This is a genomic window from Methanococcus maripaludis C5 (assembly GCF_000016125.1).
Classification (GTDB): domain Archaea; phylum AGJL01; class Methanococci; order Methanococcales; family Methanococcaceae; genus Methanococcus; species Methanococcus maripaludis_D.
The window spans coordinates 47613-63191 of record NC_009135.1; the positions used below are offsets into that span (position 1 = coordinate 47613).

At 35.2% G+C, this 15579-nt stretch carries 16 protein-coding genes; 11 read left to right on the forward strand and 5 right to left on the reverse strand.

Annotation, left to right across the window (positions count from 1 at the left end):
- Positions 1-91 precede the first annotated feature (91 nt).
- From MMARC5_RS00305 to thsA, 3 genes are all read left to right on the forward strand, one after another.
- Positions 92-694, forward strand: coding sequence for a site-2 protease family protein (locus MMARC5_RS00305; RefSeq protein ID WP_011867837.1), 603 nt, complete (start codon positions 92-94; stop codon positions 692-694).
- A gap of 18 nt (positions 695-712) precedes the next feature.
- Positions 713-1381 (forward strand): segregation/condensation protein A, encoded by a 669-nt coding sequence (locus MMARC5_RS00310; protein ID WP_011867838.1) that lies wholly within the window; start codon positions 713-715, stop codon positions 1379-1381.
- A 183-nt stretch (positions 1382-1564) separates the two neighbouring features.
- On the forward strand, positions 1565-3202 hold the full coding sequence (gene thsA / locus MMARC5_RS00315) for a thermosome subunit alpha (RefSeq protein ID WP_011867839.1): 1638 nt from the start codon (positions 1565-1567) through the stop codon (positions 3200-3202).
- A gap of 96 nt (positions 3203-3298) precedes the next feature.
- On the opposite strand, the gene MMARC5_RS00320 is transcribed toward thsA, so the two are convergent.
- The gene (locus MMARC5_RS00320) at positions 3299-4618 is read right to left on the reverse strand and encodes a prephenate dehydrogenase (protein WP_196793254.1); all 1320 of its coding nucleotides are present in this window, start codon (positions 4616-4618) and stop codon (positions 3299-3301) included.
- 311 nt (positions 4619-4929) lie between these two features.
- Here MMARC5_RS00320 and ald point away from each other — a divergent pair, with 311 nt between their 5' ends.
- From ald to gatA, 4 genes are all read left to right on the forward strand, one after another.
- Positions 4930-6051 (forward strand): alanine dehydrogenase, encoded by a 1122-nt coding sequence (gene ald, locus MMARC5_RS00325; protein WP_011867841.1) that lies wholly within the window; start codon positions 4930-4932, stop codon positions 6049-6051.
- Positions 6052-6108: 57 nt separating this feature from the next.
- Positions 6109-7230 carry an alanine racemase gene (gene alr, locus MMARC5_RS00330; RefSeq protein ID WP_011867842.1) on the forward strand — a complete coding sequence of 374 codons (1122 nt, stop codon included), beginning with the start codon at positions 6109-6111 and terminating at the stop codon, positions 7228-7230.
- A 215-nt stretch (positions 7231-7445) separates the two neighbouring features.
- Positions 7446-8807: a sodium/alanine symporter AgcS gene (gene agcS, locus MMARC5_RS00335; RefSeq protein WP_048058428.1), complete on the forward strand. Its 1362-nt coding sequence runs from the start codon at positions 7446-7448 to the stop codon at positions 8805-8807.
- Between the two features lie 169 nt (positions 8808-8976).
- A complete protein-coding gene (gene gatA, locus MMARC5_RS00340) occupies positions 8977-10272 on the forward strand; it encodes an Asp-tRNA(Asn)/Glu-tRNA(Gln) amidotransferase subunit GatA (protein ID WP_011867844.1) in 1296 nt (431 codons plus the stop codon).
- Between the two features lie 13 nt (positions 10273-10285).
- On the opposite strand, the gene MMARC5_RS00345 is transcribed toward gatA, so the two are convergent.
- From MMARC5_RS00345 to MMARC5_RS00360, 4 genes are all read right to left on the reverse strand, one after another.
- A complete protein-coding gene (locus tag MMARC5_RS00345) occupies positions 10286-10756 on the reverse strand; it encodes a hypothetical protein (protein WP_011867845.1) in 471 nt (156 codons plus the stop codon).
- A 30-nt stretch (positions 10757-10786) separates the two neighbouring features.
- The gene (locus MMARC5_RS00350) at positions 10787-11545 is read right to left on the reverse strand and encodes an ABC transporter substrate-binding protein (RefSeq protein WP_011867846.1); all 759 of its coding nucleotides are present in this window, start codon (positions 11543-11545) and stop codon (positions 10787-10789) included.
- 207 nt (positions 11546-11752) lie between these two features.
- A complete protein-coding gene (locus MMARC5_RS00355) occupies positions 11753-12094 on the reverse strand; it encodes a DUF555 domain-containing protein (protein ID WP_011171453.1) in 342 nt (113 codons plus the stop codon).
- 20 nt (positions 12095-12114) lie between these two features.
- Complete coding sequence (locus MMARC5_RS00360; protein ID WP_011867847.1) at positions 12115-12420, reverse strand: DUF357 domain-containing protein; 306 nt, start codon at positions 12418-12420, stop codon at positions 12115-12117.
- A 255-nt stretch (positions 12421-12675) separates the two neighbouring features.
- Here MMARC5_RS00360 and MMARC5_RS00365 point away from each other — a divergent pair, with 255 nt between their 5' ends.
- Genes MMARC5_RS00365 through porB form a run of 4 tightly spaced genes read left to right on the forward strand, consistent with a single transcriptional unit; the run spans position 12676 to position 15578 of the window.
- Complete coding sequence (locus MMARC5_RS00365) at positions 12676-13206, forward strand: pyruvate ferredoxin oxidoreductase subunit gamma (protein WP_011867848.1); 531 nt, start codon at positions 12676-12678, stop codon at positions 13204-13206.
- A gap of 16 nt (positions 13207-13222) precedes the next feature.
- Positions 13223-13480, forward strand: coding sequence for a pyruvate synthase subunit PorD (gene porD / locus MMARC5_RS00370; RefSeq protein WP_011867849.1), 258 nt, complete (start codon positions 13223-13225; stop codon positions 13478-13480).
- 21 nt (positions 13481-13501) lie between these two features.
- Complete coding sequence (gene porA, locus MMARC5_RS00375) at positions 13502-14665, forward strand: pyruvate synthase subunit PorA (protein ID WP_011867850.1); 1164 nt, start codon at positions 13502-13504, stop codon at positions 14663-14665.
- 16 nt (positions 14666-14681) lie between these two features.
- The gene (porB, locus tag MMARC5_RS00380; RefSeq protein ID WP_011867851.1) at positions 14682-15578 is read left to right on the forward strand and encodes a pyruvate synthase subunit PorB; all 897 of its coding nucleotides are present in this window, start codon (positions 14682-14684) and stop codon (positions 15576-15578) included.
- Position 15579 lies beyond the last annotated feature (1 nt).

The following is a 15579-nucleotide window of genomic DNA, read 5'->3' on the forward strand; positions in this document are numbered from 1 at the left end:
GTTAAAAGCAGTTACTATTTTAAGTAGTTTAAATAAAGATAAGGTCACGTATTTTCAAGAGGATATTTGTATTCTGATCTGGTGAAAAATAATGAGTTCATTTAAGGGAATTTTTGGATTTAACAACATCGAATTGAAAGATTTGCTGATTTCGTCACTTGCGATAGCTCTCGTAGTTGTCTGGCCAAGAGGATTTCCATCATTTAGTGTAGGATTTCTTTTACAGTATGTTGCAGCATTATTTACAGTTGGAACTGCATTTATTCTTCACGAACTTGCACACAGGACCGTTGCAAGACATTTTGGAGCATGGAGCGAATTTAGGGCATGGTATGAGGGACTTGGAATTGCGTTATTTTTAAAAGTAATTCTCGGATTTACATTCATTGCGCCGGGTGCCGTGTATGTCCATAAAGACTATTTAACAACAAAAGAAAACGGATTAATTTCGATAGCAGGCCCTTTAACAAATATTGCGCTCGCAGTTTTATTCTTGGTTCTTCCAATACCTGCAATATATTATTCAGGATACTACATCGATATCGCAGGCTTTGGATATTATGTAAACGTATTTTTGGCATTTTTCAATATGCTTCCGATATATCCATTTGATGGATCAAAGGTTATGCGATGGAACTTTTTAATTTGGGCAGCAATCTTTATTCCTCTAGTTGCATTATATTTCTTCGTCTAAAATTCAAGGAATGATAAAATGGAGTTTGACCTCTGGGTTAGAATCATCAAAGAAAGCATCGAAAAAAAGGATGTTGATCCATGGAATATCAACATTTCTGAAATAACGGAGGAATACCTTGGAACAATAAAAGAACTTAGAAGATTTGATATACGGTTGTCCGCAGATGTTGTTTTAGTTGCAGGGATTCTTTTAAGGTTAAAATCGCAGGTACTCTATGGAGAATGTGAAACTGCATTTAGCGAAGAAGAGGAAGAAGTTTACGAAGATGACTATCGGGATGATGATTACATCGAGCCTGAAACGGTTGAAAAATCTAAAAAAGAACCTGCAAAAGATATTAATCCTAAAAGCATGACGTTAGATGGCCTGATCAGTACCCTTAATACAGAACTTAAAAAAATTAAGGATGCAAAGCCAAGGAAAAAACGAGAAGTGGTAAGGCCAACCGCACTTTACAATCTCGTTGAAGAGATGATTGAAGAAGACGATATTTCAGATATCATGGAATTTTTGGTTTTGGAACTTAAAAAATCGGGCGGAAAATTTACTTTCCAAAATAAATTTAAGACGAGAGAAGAGATTATAAAGAATTTTTTACCTGCATTATATCTTGCAAATGACGGAAAAATTGATTTAGGTCAAGATGATCTGTTTGAAGAGCTAAATTTAGAATTGAAGAAATAATTGATGTTTTATTGTTATTTAAACGAATATTACTTTTTTATAGTTATTAATTTCAATGAATAACTCTTTTTTTTAGGCCATTTAAAAAAATTAAATCAAAATCTTTATATATACCTTCATAGTCATATACATACCGAAGCAGTACATTTTACCAATCAACAATTGAAAAACAGAGGTGCAATTATGGCACAACCCGGAGTTTTACCTGAAAATATGAAGAGATACATGGGAAGAGATGCTCAAAGAATGAACATCTTAGCAGGAAGAATCATCGCAGAAACAGTAAGATCAACACTCGGTCCAAAAGGAATGGACAAAATGTTAGTTGACGACTTAGGAGACGTAGTTGTTACAAACGACGGTGTTACAATCTTAAGAGAAATGAGTGTAGAACACCCTGCAGCTAAAATGTTAATCGAAGTTGCAAAAACACAGGAAAAAGAAGTCGGCGACGGTACAACAACAGCTGTTGTAGTTGCTGGTGAATTATTAAGAAAAGCTGAAGAATTATTGGACCAAAATGTACACCCAACAATTGTTGTAAAAGGATACCAAATGGCAGCTCAAAAAGCTCAAGAATTATTAAAATCAATTGCTTGCGAAGTTGGAGCTCAAGACAAAGAAATCTTAACCAAAATCGCAATGACTTCAATCACCGGAAAAGGTGCTGAAAAAGCTAAAGAAAAATTAGCTGACATCATCGTTGATGCAGTTTCAGCAGTAGTTGACGAAGAAGGAAAAGTTGACAAAGACTTAATCAAAATTGAGAAAAAATCAGGCGCATCAATCGACGACACCGAATTAATCAAAGGTGTTTTAGTTGACAAAGAAAGAGTAAGCGCTCAAATGCCTAAAAAAGTAACTGATTCAAAAATTGCACTCTTAAACTGTGCAATCGAAATCAAAGAAACAGAAACAGACGCAGAAATCAGAATCACTGACCCTGCAAAATTAATGGAATTCATCGAACAAGAAGAAAAAATGTTAAAAGACATGGTTGCTGAAATCAAAGCAAGCGGTGCAAACGTTTTATTCTGTCAAAAAGGAATCGATGACTTAGCACAACACTACTTAGCTAAAGAAGGAATCATGGCTGCAAGAAGAGTTAAAAAATCCGACATGGAAAAATTAGCTAAAGCTACCGGTGCTAACGTAATTACAAACATCAAAGACCTGTCAGCTGAAGACTTAGGTGATGCAGGTCTCGTTGAAGAAAGAAAAATCTCCGGAGATTCAATGATCTTCGTAGAAGAATGCAAACACCCAAAAGCAGTTACAATGCTCATCAGAGGTACAACTGAACACGTAATTGAAGAAGTTGCAAGAGCAGTGGACGACGCTGTTGGTGTAGTTGCATGTACTATCGAAGATGGAAGAATCGTAGCTGGTGGAGGTTCAACAGAAGTTGAATTATCCATGAAATTAAGAGAATACGCAGAAGGAATCAGCGGAAGAGAACAACTTGCTGTTAGGGCATTCGCTGATGCTTTAGAAGTAATCCCAAGAACCTTAGCTGAAAATGCAGGACTCGATGCAATCGAAATCCTCGTTAAAGTTAGAGCAGCACACGCAAGCAACGGCAACAAGTGCGCAGGTTTAAACGTATTCACCGGAGAAGTTGAAGACATGTGCGACAACGGTGTTGTTGAACCATTAAGAGTTAAAACACAAGCAATCCAGTCAGCAGCTGAATCAACAGAAATGTTACTCAGAATCGACGACGTAATTGCTGCAGAAAAATTAAGAGGCGGCCCTGACATGGGTGACATGGGAGGCATGGGCGGAATGGGAGGCATGGGCGGAATGCCAGGAATGATGTAATTCCCCTTCCTTTCCTTTTTTTATTTTTGCAAAATAATATTTATAGATTTAAATATATTTAAAAAAGTATTCGGTTTTTCGGATAATATGCAGAAATTAATATCTTAATTTTCCACCGATATTTTCAACAATTTCATTGAAATTTTCTTTTAATGTTTTTAGATCTTCTTTTTCGTAAGAATTTATTCTAAAAGTTGCACTCAACTCATTTTCATCAATTTTTTCTCCAGAATATTTATCAATTACTTCAATTTCAAATTTATGGGTTAATAATTCAAGAATTATGCTTAAATCAATGTCTTTTTTAAATAATACTGAAATATCTACGAAATATTTTTCTAAATTTTCAGTTTTCCAGTCTTCAAGTTCCTTATTTTCCATCAAAGAAACATTTGAAATATTTAGAATTATTTCCTTTTCGTTCTGTTTCAAAACGATATTGTCAGCATAAACTTCTTTTAAAATACCGTAATGCACGTTTTCAGAATAAATATGTTTTAAACCGATTTCTTTTCCAACAGATTTAATCAATTTTTCAGTTTCTTTTGAAATTGCGTAAACTGCTTTGTTGGAACAGTTAAGTCCTCTTTTAGTTTCATTTCCAAAATGTTTTGCAGAATTTTTCATGTTTTCTACAAAACTATCTCTATCTTTGTTTTGGACGATTTCACTTATATTTTCGCAGTTTTTAATGAATGTATCATGGATAGTTTTTATCTGCGGGTTGTGCATCTGGATATCTGCATAGAGATAGGGGTTTTGGCCGATTATTCTTGCAATAATATTAATCATGAGTTCGTAAATTGGAGATGCAAAGTTTCTGGATTCTTTTATATCGATTCCAAGGTCCTTTAACGTGGAACCAAGTGAAATATATACAAAATGGGTTAAGCCCTGAACTACGCCCATGATTTTATCATGTTCTTTTGGGGAGACAACAATTACTTTTGCGCCTTCGTTTTCCAAAAATTCATGGATTTTTTCAAAGAACGGATTTTTTTCCTTTTCAGTCGGTGTGAGTATTACAACTTGCCTGTTTAATGAAGGAGTTTCTGGCCCAAACATCGGGTGTGTGGGGAGTACAAATACACCACTTTTCGAAAGTTCATTCATCAATTTTGAAGGCTTTTCTTTTATCGAAGTGATATCCATCAAAAGTGAGCCTTCCCTAACATGCGGAGCAACGTCTTTAATAACAGATTCTGTAACGTTTATCGGAACAGAAATTATTACGATATCTCCTTTTTTTGCAGCATCGATGTTGTCATTCGTATAAATTACACCAAGTTCATTTTCAACATCTTTTCCTTTTACCAAATCCCTTCCAGATACGATTACATCAAATCCTCTGTTTTTAAGAAATGATGCAAACCATTTTCCAAGCCCGTCAGTTCCGCCGATTATCGAAATTATCATGATTTTTTCCATTTTCAGTTTGATTGGTTTATTTTATCTCTTTTATTCTATAAGTCATTCTTCCATAATAAAATTTTTACATTTTTTTATAATTTCTGATAAATTTACCATAATTTTCTCATAATGGGGCTCTATTATAAAAAATGGATGTGCAGCATTTTTGAACAACCAATGCCCAATTATTACATTCTAATTCTTGAGTATATAACTGAAGTCAAAAATCCTCTGAAAGTGATAAATACGATGTTGCCGTATTAGGTGCCAGTAACTTATCAAAAAAGTACAAAAAATGTAGATAACGAGGGATTGACATGCTAATTGGAGTACCAAAAGAAATTAAAAACAATGAAAACAGGGTAGCTATCACACCAGCAGGTGTAGAGGCTTTCGTTTTGGCAGGACACAAAGTATACATCGAAAAAGATGCAGGTCTTGGAAGCGCAATCACTGACGAAGAATACCTTGCAGCAGGAGCAGAAATATTAAAAACTGCAAAAGAAGTATTCGACATTGCAGAAATGATCATTAAAGTTAAAGAACCTCTTAAATCAGAATTTGAACTTTTCAAAGAAGGACAAATCTTATTCACTTACCTGCACTTGGCACCAGAACCACAGCTTACACAAGCCCTTCTCGATAAAAAAATCACAGGTATTGCATATGAAACAGTTCAACTTGCTGACAGAAGCTTACCTCTCTTAACTCCAATGAGTGAAATTGCAGGAAGAATGTCAATCCAACTCGGTGCACAATATTTGGAAAAACAAGAAGGCGGAAAAGGTGTTTTATTAGGTGGTGTTCCGGGAGTAGAACCTGCTGAAGTTGTAATTGTGGGTGGTGGAATCGTTGGTACCAACGCTGCAAAAATCGCAGTAGGAATGGGTGCAAAAGTAACGATTTTAGATGTTAACACAAGAAGACTCGCTTACTTAGACGATATTTTCGGAAACAAAGTTACAACCTTAATGTCAAACAGTTTCAACATTGCTAAAGCAGTTAAAAAAGCAGATTTACTCGTAGGATGTGTTTTAATTCCTGGTGCGAAAGCTCCAAAATTAGTTTCAGAAGAAATGGTTAAATCAATGCAGCCAGGATCAGTAATCGTTGACGTTGCAATCGACCAAGGTGGATCAATCGAAACAATCGATAGAATCACAACACACGACAACCCAACTTACGAAAAATTCGGAGTTATCCACTACGCAGTTGCAAACATCCCTGGAGCAGTTGCAAGAACATCTACATATGCATTAACAAACGACACGCTCCCTTACGCATTACAGATAGCAAACAAAGGATACAAACAAGCAGTAATTGAAAACCCTGCATTATTAAAAGGATTAAACACACTTAACGGAAAAGTAACTTACGAAGCAGTGGCAAAAGCACACGACCTCCCATACACGCCTGCAGAAAAAGCTTTAAATGAATAATCATCTTATTTTTTATTCATTAAAAAGCAACATTTTTCAATTTATAAGGTGGAGTTCATGGTTTCACATCCTATCTGGGCAGAAATTGACTTAAGCGCAATTAAAAACAATATTGAAGAAATAAGAAGAATCACAAACCCCAAATCTCAAGTAATGGCAGTAGTAAAGGCAAATGCCTATGGACACGGTGCAGTAGAAGTTTCAAAAGTATGTCTCGAAAACGGGGCCGATAGGTTGGCAGTTGCACGCTCAACCGAAGCTCTTGAACTAAGAAATGCCGGAATAACGTGTCCCATACTAGTATTTGGTTACTGTACTGAAGAAGAAATTGAAAAAATGGTTGAAAATGATATAACTTTAACAGTTTATTCATTTGAAACTGCGAGTTCAATTCAAAAAACTGCCGAAAAATTAGGAAAACATCCAAAAATCCATATCAAAGTAGATACAGGAATGAGTAGACTTGGATTTTTGCCCAGAAAAGATGCGGTAGAAACCATACAAAAAATCATGGAATTAGAAAATATTGAAGTTGAAGGAATTTACACGCATTTTGCCGATGCAGACAATTCCGATAAAACATACACTACTTTGCAATTTTCAAGATTTACGAATTTCTTGCACGATCTTGAAGAAAATGAAATTTTTATCCCCATAAAACATGCATCAAATAGTGCTGCAATAATTGATCACCCTGAAACACATCTTAATCTAGTAAGGCCGGGAATTATCCTTTATGGGCTTTACCCTTCAGAATTAGTCCATAAAGAACGGATTAATTTAAAACCTGCGATGAGTTTAAAAGTTCTCGTAACTCACGTAAAAGAAGTTCCAGAAAACACGAAAATAAGTTATGGATGCACATTTGAAACCAAAAAACCCTCAAAAATTGCCTCACTTCCAATAGGTTATGCTGATGGATTTACAAGAATGCTAAAGAACGGATACGTTTTGATTCATGGATCAAGGGTTCCAGTTATTGGCAGAATATGTATGGATCAGTGCATGATCGATGTTTCATATATTGAAAATGTTCAAGTGGGAGACGTTGTTACAATATTTGGAACTCAGGAAAATGAAACAATACCAATCGAAGAGTTTGGTGAAAAATTGGGAACCATAAATTATGAACTTGTTTGTATGGTGGCAAGCAGAGTTCCAAGAAAATACCTACAATAATTCTTTTTTTTAGTCCTAACAATCTATAAATTCAAGTATTTAAATCCGTTACATTTATATACCAATCTACACAATTTATATATTGCCGGAATATGCGTTCCGGTGACCACAAAATTCAAAATAAAAATTCATATAAATGACCTTTCATATAACTTGAAAGGTATATCTGTAATGATTAAACATTAAAAATCGAAAAAAAACTCGGAGTGGATATAGTGGATTTTGTTTCGCTTGTTAATACCGTTAATGGTTTTGTTTGGGGCCCCTATATGCTCGTACTCCTTTTGGGTACAGGGATCTTTTTAACACTCAGGCTGGGTTTTATGCAAATTCATACCTTGCCTTACGCATTAAAACTTGCATTTTCAAAAAATCAAGATAAAACCTCAGAAGGGGATATCTCACACTTTCAGGCATTAATGACTGCACTTGCAGCAACAATCGGTACAGGAAACATCGCAGGGGTTGCAACTGCATACGTTCTCGGTGGACCTGGAGCAATATTTTGGATGTGGGTCACCGCATTCTTCGGAATGGCTACAAAATACGCAGAAGCAGTTCTTGCAATTAAATACAGAACTGTTGATGACAACGGGGAAATGGCAGGAGGTCCAATGTACTTCCTTGAAAAAGGTCTCCCTGATCACGGACTTGGAAAAATTTTAGGGGTTGCATTCGCATTCTTTGGTGCATTTGCTGCATTCGGTATTGGTAACATGGTTCAAACGAACTCAGTTGCTGATGCAGTGGCATCAAACTTCGGTGTTGATCCATTAATTACAGGATTTATTCTCGCAGTATTCACAGCTGCAGTTATTTTAGGCGGTATTAAAAGTATCGGTAAAGCTACAGGTATTATCGTACCTTTCATGGCTGTATTTTACATATTAGCAGGATTGGTAATTCTTGCAATGAACATTGGTTACATTCTTCCAGCTTTTGCAACAATATTCTCCTCAGCATTTAACTTCGATGCAGGATTCGGTGCATTAATCGGTACTGCAATCATGTGGGGGGTTAAAAGAGGTGTATTCTCAAACGAAGCAGGTCTTGGTTCCGCACCAATTGCAGCAGCAGCTGCTAAGACAGACCACCCTGGAAGACAGGCATTAGTTTCAATGACCGGTACATTCCTCGATACAATCATTGTATGTTCAATTACAGGATTAGTTTTAACAATCGCAGGTTTAAAAGCATTCCCTGGTCTTACAGACTTAACAGGTGCATCTTTAACCGCAGCTTCATTCGATGCATTAATGCCAATGGGTGGATTGATCGTTACAATCGGTCTCGTATTCTTCGCATACTCAACTGTGCTTGGATGGTCCTACTACGGTGAAAAATGTTTCGAATATTTAATTGGTACAAAAGGAATTAGGTTGTACAGGATTGCATTCGTTTTAGTTGCTTTCTGGGGTGCAACCGCAAGTTTACCACTTGTATGGAACATTGCAGATACTTTAAACGGAGCAATGGCAATTCCAAACTTAATTGGTTTATTATTACTTTCCGGAGTAGTTGTTAGCGAAACAAAAGCTTTCAATGAAATAAGGAAAAATGAAACCAAAAACGCTTAAATTAACAATTAATTAACAATCCAATACTTTTTTTTATTTTTTATATTTTTAAAGAAATAATTCAAACCAGTGATTTTTGCAATTTAGAGTTTTGAAATGATAATTTGTCTCAATACTTTTTTATACGTAAAATGGATAAATCTATAGGACTTGTAATTTAGGTGATTAAATGATTACTGACAGAGTTTCCGATTACTTGGAAAAAATCGAGAAGTCTGATGTTAATGCTTTTATTGATGTTAACAGCGAGAAAGTTCTAAAAGAAGCAGAAGAACTGGAAAAAAACGACGATCTTAAGAATAAACCCCTTTACGGAAAAATAGTTGCGGTAAAGTCCAACATAAATGTAAAAGGCTACAAAATTTCATGTGCATCAAAAACACTTGAAAAATATGTTGGAACCTACGATGCAACTGTTGTTAAAAAATTAAGATCACAGGGGGCGTTGATTGTTGGAATGACAAACATGGATGAGTTTGCAGGCGGAAGCAGTGGTGAAACATCCTGTTATGGTCCAACAAAAAATCCTGCTGCATTGGATAGAATTCCTGGTGGAAGTAGTTCGGGAAGTGCTGCGGCAGTCGCTGCAGATTTATGTGATATGGCAATTGGAAGCGACACGGGGGGAAGTATTAGAAACCCTGCAAGCCACTGTGGAATTGTGGGATTCAAACCTTCATATGGTGTAGTATCAAGACAGGGTTTGTGCGACCTTGCAATGAGTTTTGATCAGATTGGCCCATTAACCAAAAATGCAGAAGATGCATTAGTTTTAACAAACGCAATAAAAGGAATTGACAGGTCTGACAGCACTTCACTCGAAACACCGAAATTCGAAAAAAAGGATATTTCAAATTACAAAGTGGGTGTTGTAAAAGAATTCATGGACGTAACTGATGAAAAAATCAGAAATGAAATTGAAAAAGGAATTGAAGTTTTCAAAGATATGGGCTGTAAAATCGTTGATTTAAGCTACAAATATATTGATCTTGCTCTTCCAACTTACTACCTCATAAACTACGTTGAATTTTTCTCTGCAACCAGAAAATACGATGGAAGAAGATACGGAGAATTCATCGAAGAAGCTTGTGGCGAAGAAGTTTTAAGGAGAATTTTGATCGGAAAACACATCAGTGAACAGGAATTCAGTGGAAAATACTACAAAAAAGCACTTCAAGCAAGAAAATCAATGAAAAAAGAAATGCTTGGACTTTTCAACAGTGCTGATTTGATAGTTGGCCCAACTGTACCAAAGCTCCCACACAAACTCGGTGAAGATTTATCTCCGATGGAAATGTATGCATACGATGTATTAACGGTTCCAACAAACATCTGCGGAATATGTTCAGGAGTTGTTAGATGTGGTAACATTAGTGGGGTTCCTGTGGGATTACAAATCCAAGGGGCACCTCTTGAAGATGAAAAAGTACTCAGTGCAATGATTGAGTTTGAAAAAAATTATTAAATTATTTTTTTTATTAATTTTTAGATGTCGATAGTTTGTTTGCGGCTTTCATAAATATTCGGTATAACGATTTTATCGCATATTTATTTGGCAAGATCGCTGAATAAACAATTTCAAAGTCATTTTCAAACTTTTTTAATTCTGATGGTTTTAGCAATAGGTATTCAATTCCAAATTTTTCCGATTTTAGCGTAGCAAACATGATGTAATTGTTGTCATAAGGTTTTAAATAATTCCATTTTTTGTATCCTTTAAATAAGTCCAGAGTGTTTTTTTCATTATTTAAAAGCGAGATAGAATCGAGTTCATCTTCAAGAATTCTAAATATGTGCATGGTTTCCATTACTAAATCAAGATAAAGCATTGGATCGACTTTTTTAAAATCTGAATTCATAGTTCGTGAAAAATTTTGAGTGTATGCTAAAAATTCAGATGATATTTTCGTGTTTTTTACAATGGAATATCCAATTATTTCATTAATCATGTGTATCCTCCCGTTTTTAAAATAATTAAATTAAAGAGATTTTTCTAGATTTCCAAACCATTTATCGTATATTTCTTGATATGTTCCATCTTCTTCCATTTCCAGAAGAATTTCATCAATTTTTTCAGTTAATTCAGGGTTTTTAGAATTTATTACCATACTCACGTATTTGATGTCGAGTTCTTGGACAAATTTCAATGAATCACTTTCTTTCTGAATGTAATTCAGGTGGTGTTTATCTGAAATTGCAGCATCTAAATTTCCAGATCCAATGTCATTTTCAATATCTTTTGGATTGTCATAAGTTATTATTTCAAAATTCATACTTCTAAGAAGATATTTCGCTTTTTCTTCAGCTTTAGAATTTTTAAGTACTCCTATTTTTTTATCTTTCAAATCTTCGAGTCTGAAGAATTTCTGACTTTTTTCACACATTAATACTTCATAGGTACTTAAATACGTTCTCGAATATTCTATATTGTCATTATTACGTGATAAAAAGTTTGAAGATATTGCACAATCTATTTGTTTGTTTTTTACCGCTTCGTATGGTTCGTTAGTGTAATTATATAGTATAAATTCTGGAGTTACCTCGATTCTTTTGGCTATTTCATTTATCAAATCAATCTCAAACCCCTTTAATTCCCCGTTTTCTTCATAGGTATATGGGGTTAGATCAGGATATACTCCAACAGTCAAAACGCCGGTAATTTGATATTCGTTTTCAATATCGACGACATTTGAAAGGGGGCTGAGCAGTGTTAACAATACCATATATAATGATTTCATAACTCACCAGTTCTATTTTTTATTCATATTTTATGAATATAATATCTTAATTTACGTACAATAGTTTACTAATAAGAACATAAGTTATATAACTTTCTGAAAAAAATATCATAATTAATCATTATAATAATCAAAAAACGGAAAATCATCATTAAAAATTAAATTTACAATATAAAATTCGTTTAAAACTTAAAAAAAGAGAAAAATTTAGATTTCTACGACATCCACGTCTTCTAACGGGATATCTTTTAAAGCTCTTCCGATTGAAGATTTTGCAATCCTTACTGCGTGTTCAGGACTTTCTGCATTAAAAACTTTCATCGAAAGTAAAATACCTACAATCGCAGTTTTTGCAACTACGAGTACACAATCAATTGGTTCACCACATTTTGGACATATGGTAAGCCCAACATCGATGTCTACGTAGTCCAAGCTTCCTTTATTTAGAAGTTTTCCAATCTGGGATATTGCAACCCCGATCGCATCTTCTACATCTTCAACGTTTTTTGCAATATATGACGCTTGCAATGTTACGTGGTAATTTCCCATGTTATCTCACCGAAATCTCGCTATTTTGCTAGTGTAAATCTCACGTCGTCGTCTCCTACATTAAAAATTCCGAGCCGTGCTCCGGCGTCAATCCAGCCGTAAGCATAATTCAACGAAGCGAATGCATTTATATAATCCCCTTTATCTATAAATGTTTTTGCATCTTCAAAATAGCAATCGATCATTAACAAAAAGTCGGAAGCAACGTCTGATAAAAGACTTTTTTCAGGGGGCAATCCGTTTTTTATAATTGATATTGCTTCTTTTGTTCTTTCAAAGTAATTTTCTATTTTTTCATCGGTAATAATATTATCAATTTCTACCATTTAACCACAAAATTATCTTTTTTATTTTCCATTTTTAATTCATTTTCACGATTAATACTTTTATACATAACTGTGAATTCATAATTCTTATTGTGAAAAATTAAAACGTTAAATAACGTAACATTTTAGCATATTTTCGAGAATTTTTTCGTCAATATGCGAATAGTGAAAACCTTTATATAATAATAATTGTAACGATTAATAATGATGATTATGAATTTGGTTTCATTGCAGAGGTTATTTTGAGGTGAATTAATGATTGAAGTTAGATTCCACGGAAGAGGGGGACAGGGTGCAGTAACAGCGGCTCAAATTCTTGCTAAAGCTGCATTCTACGACGGTAAGTTCTGCCAGGCTTTTCCATTCTTTGGTGTGGAAAGAAGAGGGGCTCCCGTAATGGCATTTACAAGAATTGACGATGAGAAAATAAGATTGAGGAGCCAAATTTACGAACCAAATTATGTAATAGTACAGGATCCAACATTAATGGATTCAGTAGACGTTACAAGCGGGCTTAAAGACGGCGGAAAAATATTGATAAACACATTAAAAGACATAGATCTAAATGGTTACGATGTTCAAACAATAGATGCTACAGGAATAGCATTAGAAGTTCTTGGGGTTCCTATTGTAAACACAGTACTTTGTGGAGCTTTTGCTGGAATTACTGGAGAAGTTACTATTGAATCACTTAAAAAAGCAATTTTAGAAACATTTCCTGGTAAATTAGGACCTAAAAATGCAGAAGCAGCAGAAAAAGCATACAATTTAATAAAAGGTCTGTAATTTCAAAGGTGATTATATGGTAAACACAGGAACAATTATTTATGAACCTGGAAGTTCAGCAAACAATAAAACTGGAAGCTGGAGAGTATTCAAGCCAGTTTTGGACCAAGAAAAATGTGTAAAATGTGAAAATTGTTACATTTTCTGTCCTGAAGGTTGCATCCAAGAAAAAGACGGAAAATTCGAAATTGATTATGACTACTGTAAAGGATGTCTCATTTGCGAGAAAGAATGCCCTGTAAAAGCGATAAAAACAGAAAGGGAAGAAAAATAATACTGATTTAAGGAGGATATCATGTCTGAAGTTAAAGTTATCACAGGAACTTCTGCAGCTGCTGAAGCTGCAAAGCTTGCAGATGTAGATGTTATTGCAGCATATCCAATTACGCCGCAGACCACATGTGTAGAAAAACTTGCAGATTTTGTAGCTAATGGTGAATTAAATGCAGAATACATCAAAGTGGAAAGTGAGCATTCTGCAATGAGTGCAAGTATTGCGGCAAGTGCAACAGGTGCAAGAACATTTACTGCAACATCATCACAAGGTTTAGCATTAATGCACGAAGTTTTATTTGCTGCAGCAGGAATGAGAGTTCCAGTTGTAATGATGAATGCAAACAGGGCATTATCTGCACCAATTAACATTTGGAACGACCAGCAAGACAGTTTATCTCAAAGAGATACTGGATGGATACAACTATATGCTGAAGACAATCAGGAAGTTTTAGATCTGGTTATTCAGGCATTTAAAATTGCAGAAGATGAAAAAGTTCTTCTTCCAGTTATGGTAAATTTAGACGGTTTTATTTTAACACACACCGTAGAACCAGTTACTCTTCCAAAACAGGAAAGTGTACTCGATTTTATCGGAAGTTATGAACCAAAACATGCATACTTGGACCCTAAAAAACCAATGACTCAAGGTTCGCTTGGTGATCCAAATTACTACATGGAAACAAGATACGCAATTGAAACTGCAATGAGAAACGCTGAAAAAGTTATTGCAGACGTTCACGACGCTTTTGCAGAAAAATTCAACAGGGCTTACGGAAACGGGCTCATTGAAAGTTACAATTTGGAAAAAGCAGAAAACGTAATTGTTGCAATGGGTTCAATTTGTGGAACCATTAAAGATATGATCGACCTTAAGAAAAAAGAAGGCGTAGAAATCGGTTTATTGAAAATAAGATGCTACAGACCACTCCCTGTTGAAATGATTAAAGATGCACTCAAAAATGCTAAAAATGTTGCAATTCTCGATAAAAGCATAAGCCTTGGTATGAACAAAGGTGCAATTTATGCGGACGTTGCATCATTTTTGAAAGATAAAAAGACCGTAAATTACATCGTAGGTCTTGGTGGAAGAGATATTACTCCTGAAGATATTTTAGGAATTTACGTGGATGTAGAAACATCTGAAGACGGAAAAACAAACTGGGTCGGATTGAAGGAAGAATAATTTATTTGGTGATATTATGACTGGAAGCCAATTTCCAAGAGAAGAATTATTTGCTCCAGGACACAGGGGCTGTGCAGGTTGTGGTGCAGCAATTGTCGCAAGACTCGCTTTAAAAGCTGCTGGAAAAAATACAATCGTTGCAAATGCTACCGGATGTCTTGAGGTTATGACAACACCTTATCCTGAAACTGCGTGGAGAGTTCCTTGGATTCACGTTGCATTTGAAAATGCTGCTGCAGTAGCAAGTGGTATTGAAGGAGCGGTAGTTGCTTTAAAAAGAAAGAAAGGAAAATACGGCGAAGAAAAAGTAAACGTCATTGCATTTGGTGGTGATGGTGGTACTGCAGATATCGGTTTTCAAGCATTAAGTGGTGCAATGGAAAGAGGACATGATATGGTATACATCATGTACGATAACGAAGCTTACATGAACACAGGCGTTCAAAGAAGTGGTTCAACACCTTTCATGGCATCAACAACAACATCGCCTGCTGGAAGCCATATCCGTGGAGAAAACAGGCCTAAAAAAGACATGCCAATGATCATGGCTGCTCACGGAATTCCTTATATTGCAACAGCATCAATAAGCTATCCTGAAGACTTCATGAACAAAGTTAAAAAAGCATGCGAAGTAAACGGCCCTGCATTCATTCAGGTACTTCAGCCATGTACTACTGGTTGGGGATACCCTGCTGAAAACACGGTTGAAATGGGTAGACTTGCAGTTGAAACTGGTGTTTGGCCACTTTTCGAAATTGAAAATGGTGAATTTAAGTTAAATTACAAGCCATTGAAAAGAAAACCAATTGAAGAATACTTAAAAGTGCAGAAAAGATACAGACACTTAAAACCCGAAGATATTTCAGTAATCCAAGAGACCATCGACATGAAATGCGACGAATACGGTCTTTAAT